Origin of the sequence: Mycobacterium sp. UM_Kg27, assembly GCF_000972905.1 — a bacterium.
Lineage (GTDB): Bacteria > Actinomycetota > Actinomycetes > Mycobacteriales > Mycobacteriaceae > Mycobacterium.
The window spans coordinates 1-6047 of sequence record NZ_JRMM01000192.1; the positions used below are offsets into that span (position 1 = coordinate 1).

6 protein-coding genes are annotated in these 6047 nt (G+C 67.3%); 4 read left to right on the forward strand and 2 right to left on the reverse strand.

The window, feature by feature from the left end:
• Nucleotides 1-79 precede the first annotated feature (79 nt).
• The 3 genes from LI94_RS19895 to LI94_RS19905 are packed head-to-tail and all read left to right on the forward strand — an operon-like array spanning nt 80 to nt 3328.
• A complete protein-coding gene (locus LI94_RS19895) occupies nt 80-1843 on the forward strand; it encodes an amidohydrolase family protein (protein WP_046302289.1) in 1764 nt (587 codons plus the stop codon).
• Between the two features lie 36 nt (nt 1844-1879).
• A complete protein-coding gene (locus tag LI94_RS19900) occupies nt 1880-2383 on the forward strand; it encodes an SRPBCC family protein (protein WP_046302285.1) in 504 nt (167 codons plus the stop codon).
• A complete protein-coding gene (locus LI94_RS19905) occupies nt 2384-3328 on the forward strand; it encodes an oxidoreductase (RefSeq protein ID WP_046302286.1) in 945 nt (314 codons plus the stop codon).
• Here the strand turns inward: LI94_RS19905 and LI94_RS19910 are convergent.
• Complete coding sequence (locus LI94_RS19910; protein ID WP_046302290.1) at nt 3297-3917, reverse strand: TetR/AcrR family transcriptional regulator; 621 nt, start codon at nt 3915-3917, stop codon at nt 3297-3299. The genes LI94_RS19905 and LI94_RS19910 overlap by 32 nt on opposite strands.
• Before the next feature lie 140 nt (nt 3918-4057).
• Between LI94_RS19910 and LI94_RS19915 the strand changes: the two genes are divergently transcribed.
• Nucleotides 4058-5515 carry an aldehyde dehydrogenase family protein gene (locus LI94_RS19915; RefSeq protein ID WP_046302287.1) on the forward strand — a complete coding sequence of 486 codons (1458 nt, stop codon included), beginning with the start codon at nt 4058-4060 and terminating at the stop codon, nt 5513-5515.
• Nucleotides 5516-5518: 3 nt separating this feature from the next.
• On the opposite strand, the gene LI94_RS19920 is transcribed toward LI94_RS19915, so the two are convergent.
• Nucleotides 5519-6047: MMPL family transporter (locus LI94_RS19920; protein WP_152664884.1), on the reverse strand; the 529-nt coding region annotated here is incomplete at its 5' end.

Consider the following 6047-nt stretch of genomic DNA (forward strand, 5'->3'; position numbering starts at 1 on the left):
CAGATGTGTATAAGAGACAGGTACAAATTGATCAACACCGTTCTTGGGTGCGCGCGACACCACAGTGAAGGAGACGGCTGTGTACGACCTCACGATTACCGGTGGGACCGTCGTGGACGGGACGGGAGAACAGCGCTACCTCGCCGACGTCGGCGTCCGGGACGGACGCATCGTGGCGGTGCAGCGCCGCATCGGAACCGATGATCCGGGACTGACGGGGCCGGCGGCCGAAACGATCGATGCCACCGGCAAAGTCGTCGCACCCGGGTTCGTCGACATCCACACCCACTACGACGGGCAGGTCAGCTGGGACAACCTCCTGGAACCGTCCAGCGGTCACGGCGTGACCACGATCGTCAGCGGCAACTGCGGGGTCGGGTTCGCCCCGGTGCGGCCCGGCAGCGAGGAATGGCTGATCAAGCTGATGGAGGGCGTCGAGGACATTCCGGGCACCGCACTCACCGAAGGCATCACCTGGGGATGGGAGAGCTATCCGGAGTACCTCGACGTACTTGACGGGAAGAACTTCGCCGTCGACGTCGGCAGTCAGGTCGCCCACGGGGCGATCCGCGCCTACGCCATGGGCGAGCGCGGTGCCCGCAACGAGCCGGCGACTCCCGATGACATCGCGGCCATGAGCCGCTTGGTGCAGCAGGCCATCGAGGCTGGGGCGCTGGGCTTTTCGACGTCACGGACGTTGACCCACCGGGCGATGGACGGCGAACCGGTGCCGGGAACTTTCGCCGCCGAGGACGAACTGTTCGGGCTGGGCCGGGCGATGGCCGCCGGTGGCCAGGCCGTATTCGAGCTGGCGCCGCAGGGCACGGCCGGCGAGGACATCGTCGCGCCGAAGAGGGAACTCGAGTGGATGCAGCGCCTGGCCGCCGAGGTCGACCGTCCGGTGTCGTTCGCACTGATCCAGGTCGACGCCGACCCCAACCTGTGGCGTGAGCAACTCGACATCTCCGCGGCCGCACATCAGGCCGGTAGTGCGCTGTACCCACAGGTCGCCGCCCGCCCGTTCGGCATGCTGCTCGGTTTCGCCGGGCATCACGCCTTCACCCACCGGCCGACCTACCGGCGGCTGAAGGCCCAGTGCAGCCGCGTCGAACTCGCACAACGCCTTGCCGAACCGGCGGTCAAGGCCGCGATCCTGTCCGAACAGGATCTGCCCGTGGACACCTCGCTGCAGTTCGACGCGATGTTCGCTCTGGTGCAGCACTCACTGCACCGGATCTATGACCTGGGTGACCCGCCGGACTACGAGCCGACCCCGGACCGCTCGGTGGCCGCGATCGCCGCGGCGCGCGGTGATGATCCGTTGTCGACGCTGTATGACCTGATGCTGCAGGCCGACGCCGGCGCCATGTTGATGCTGCCGTTCTTCAACTACGCCGATGGCAATCACGACGCGATCCGCGAGATGCTCACCCACCCCGCCGGTGTGCTGGGTCTCTCCGACGGCGGCGCGCACTGCGGAATGATCTGCGACGCTTCTTATCCCACTTATCTGCTCACCCACTGGGCGCGCGACCGCCATCGCGGCGACAAGCTGCCCCTGGAGTACGTGGTGCGCAAACAGTGCCGCGACACCGCGCAGTTGTTCGGCCTGGGCGATCGCGGCGTCATCGAGGTCGGCAAGAAGGCCGACATCAACGTGATCGACATGGACGCGCTCAACCTGCTCCCGGCTCGGATGGCCTATGACCTGCCGGCCGGCGGGCGCCGCCTGCTGCAGGGCGCGAGCGGGTATGTTGCGACGATCGTCAGCGGTACCGTCACCCGGCGCAACGGCGTCGACACCGGTGCACGGCCGGGCCGTCTGGTGCGCGGAGCGCGCTAGTCGGCCACCACCGAAAGGAACCAGCACTTGTCTCGGATGCATCCGTGTGAGCAGGTCGGCCTCGACTTCCTCGAGCGGGCGCCGCAGCGGTTCAGCAACAGCGTTGACCTGGCCGTGACGCCCGAGGAGATCTGGGAGGTGCTGGCCGACGCCGAAGCCTGGCCGCACTGGGCCAGTGTCATCACCAACGTGACCTGGACCAGCCCGGAACCGCACGGTGTCGGCACCACCCGGGTCGTCGACATGCGGGGCGGTATCGTCGGCGACGAGGAGTTCCTGGCCTGGGAACCCGGACGGCACATGGCCTTTCGCTTCAATGCGAGTTCGACCTCGGCGCTGGCGGTGTTCGTCGAGGACTACCGCATCGAGCCCATCCCGCGGGGGTGCCGGCTCACCTGGACCCTGGCCAATCGGTTGACCGGCCCGGCAGCGTGGTTCTCGCCGGTCAGCGGGCCACTGATGAATCTGGGATTCCGCCGATTTCTGTCCAACCTGCGCCGTTACACCGACAAGCGTTTCGAGACGGCGAGCCGCGGGTAGATGAGCGCGTCCGGATGGTCACTGGAGCAGGCAGCTCCGCAGGCGGGCCGGACCGCGGTCGTGACCGGTGCCAACACCGGAGTCGGCCTCGAAGTCGCACGGGGATTGGCGATCCTCGGCGCCACGGTCGTGTTGGCCTGCCGCAACACCGACGCGGCTGCCGCGGCCCGGCAAGACATTCGCCGGTCGGCGCCGGCCGCCCGCGTCGACGTGGTGCATCTGGATGTCAGCGACCTGGCGTCGGTCCGGGCTTGCGCGGACGAGCTGCGGGCCGACTACCCGATCATCGACCTTCTGGTCAACAACGCCGGTGTCATGCACCAGACCCGCCAGCTGACCGTCGACGGTTTCGAGGGCGATTTCGGCACGAACTTCCTCGGGCCGTTCGCGCTGACCGGCCTGCTGCTGGATCGCGTGCTCGCCTCCGCGGCGGGACGGATCATCGCGGTGAGCAGCAAGACCCACCGCAGCGGCCGGATCGCGTTCGATGATCTGCAGTTGGCCACGTCGTTCACCGCGTCGAGGGCCTACACCCAGTCCAAGCTTGCCCAACTGATGGCCACCTACGAACTTCAGCGGCGGCTGGAATCGTCTGCCGGCTCGGCGATCGCGTTGGCGGCACACCCCGGTGGGACTCGCACCTCGATCCTGCGCGAGCAGTCCAGGGCGGTGCGCTGGGTGTTCAACAGCCGGTCTCGTTATGTGACGGGGTGGTTCACCCAGGGCCCGGCCGAGGGGGCCCTGCCGATGCTGCGGGCAGCCACCGACCCGGCCGCGAGGGGCGGTCAGTTCTACGGTCCGGGTGGGCGTTTCGAGCAGATCGGTCCGCCGGTGTTGGTGCGGGCCGCCGGCCGAGCCTTAGACACCGAGGCGCAGCGCCGGCTGTGGAAGGTCGCCGAAGCGCTGACCGGCGTCACCTACTCGCTGACGAGCGATCCGGCGTAGCGCTGCGCGCCGCGCTCACCGCCGGGCCGATCCACCGGCGCAACAGGCGCCGTAGTTCGTCGCCCGATGCGGGCAACGGGGCCAGGATGAATGACTGCAACGTGCGCAGCACCATCTCGATGATGTCGTCGACGTCCCGATCGTTGAAGCCGGACCAGTCGACGTCGAGACGGTCCAGCAGGGAGTGCCCGAAGCTTCGGCCGGTGTCGGCCGTGACAGTCACCGCAAAGGCGCTGGCCTGTTGGGTGCGCAGCAGCAGGCCGACGTACGGGTCGTGGGGGAGGCGTTCCAGGGTGAGTGCGACGCCCTCAGCGACGGCTTCGCCGGGATCGGTTATTCCGGCCAAAGCTTCGGCCAACTGATCCAGAAAGGCGCCGGCGCCATCGGCGGCCGTTGCCGTCAGCAGTTCCTCGGTGCTGGGGAAGTAGCGATAGACCGTCTGCCGGGTGACGCCCAGCGTGCGCGCGACGTCGGCGATGCTGGTCTGCTCACCGCGTTCGTCGATGGTCCGGCGGGTGGCTTGCAGAATCCGTGCCACCGCCTCCTCGTCGCTGGCGGGCACATTGCCGGCCCAGCCGCGGGTGCGCATCAGAACCTCCGTGCCCTGCTTCGACGCCGATTCATAGCCGGAACCGTAACCGCGGTGGCCGATGCCCACTGTTGACCACGCCGCGTCCGCAATGCTAAGCAGGTGCACAGCATCTGCCGTCGCGACCGAAGGACCCGCCCATGACCGTGCAGTCGGTGATCGATGATCTTGCGAAGCGGCCCGGTACCGGTGAAGTCATCCCGGTCATCGACCCGGCCACCGAGGAACAGATCACCGAGTTCCGCGACGCCGGACCCGAAGCCGTCAACGAGGCTGTCGCCCGCGCCAAGACGGCCTACCAATCCGGTGTGTGGACTGATCTCCCGGCTCGCCAGCGCGCCAAGGTGCTGTGGCGGCTCGCTGACCTGATGGATGAGCACGCCGCGGAGTTCGCCGAACTGGAGTCCCTGGACGCCGGCATGCCGCCCGCGCAGGCCGAGATGATCGTGTCCACCTGCGCGGAGTTCTACCGGTATTACGCGGGCTGGTGCACCAAGCTCAACGGCAGCAGCTACCAGGTGCAGATGGAGGGTGGCGTCAACAGCACCTACGCCAACATGCACGCCTACACCATGAAGGAACCCTACGGCGTGGTGGGCCTGATCTATCCGTGGAACGGCCCGTTGTTCAACGCCTGCGCCAAGGTCGCGCCGGCGCTGGCGGCCGGCTGCAGCAGCGTCGTCAAGCCGGCGGAGGAGACGCCGCTGTCGGCGGTGCTGCTGGAGCGGCTGATCGCGCAGGCCGGGGTTCCCGACGGTGTCACCAACTTCGTCATCGGCTACGGCGCCACCGCCGGCGCGGCGATCACCGCCCACCCCGATGTGGAGAAAGTCGCCTTCACCGGCTCGACCGATGTCGGCAAGGAGATCATGCGCAACTCCGCGGACAACCTGAAGAAGGTGACGCTGGAGCTGGGCGGGAAGTCCCCGGTGCTGATCTATGCCGATGCAGACCTGGACATGGCGATCATGATGGCCGCGATGGGCATCTTCGTGCATTCGGGTCAGGGCTGTGTCTGCGGTTCGCGGATCTTCGTGGAGCGCAGCGTCTATGAGCGAGTGGTCGCCGGCATCGCGATGATCGGGGAGAACTTGGTGCTCGGCGGGCCCAAGGACGACGGCGCCATGATCAGCCCACTGGTCAGCGCCAAGCAGCTCGCGCGCGTCATGGGCTACATCGACCAGGGACGCAAGGACGGTGTCGAGGTGGTGTCGGGCGGTTACCGGGTGGACCGTAAGGGTTACTTCGTGAAGCCGACCGTGCTGACCGGTGTCGACCCGGCCACCAGTCGGCTGTACCGGGAAGAGATCTTCGGACCGGTCGTCACGGTTCTGCCGTTCGATGACGACGACGAAGCCGTGGCGATGGCCAATGACACCAGCTACGGTCTGGCGGCCACGGCGTGGACCACTAACCTGGCACGCGCGCATAACCTGGGCAAGCGCCTGCAGGCCGGCACCGTAACGTTGAACTGTCAGCTGGTCTTCGACCACAATGTGCCGTTCGGCGGCTACAAGCAGTCCGGCATGGGCCACGAGTTCGGCTACGAGGGCATCGACGGCTACCTCAAGACCAAATCGATCTGGGCGGCCCTGTAGCGGTCAGCGTGGCTGATTGGGCCACCAGACCCGGCCGCCGATCAGTGCGAACAACGCCGGAATCACCAGGGTGCGAACGACGAAGGTGTCCAACAGGATTCCCAAGCCCACGATGATGCCCAGCTGAGTCAGCACGATCAACGGCAGCACCCCGAGCACGCAGAACACCGCAGCCAGCACGATGCCGGCGCTGGTGATGACTCCGCCGGTGGCTGACACCGCGCGCACCATGCCGTCGCGGGTGCCGTGTGCGGGCGTCTCTTCGCGGGCGCGGGTCACCAGGAAGATCGTGTAGTCCACGCCCAGCGCCACCAGGAACAGGAAAGCGAACAGGGGAGTGCTGTTGTCCAGCGCCGGAAATCCGAACAGGTGCAGACTGGCCCAGCAGCCCAACCCGAGCGCGGCGACCGCGCTGAGCACCGTCGCCGCAACCAGGACCGGCGGGGCCAACACGGCCCGAAGCAGCACGAACAACACGGTGAGCACCACCAGCAGGATCAGCGGGATCAGCACCTGTCTCTTATACACATCT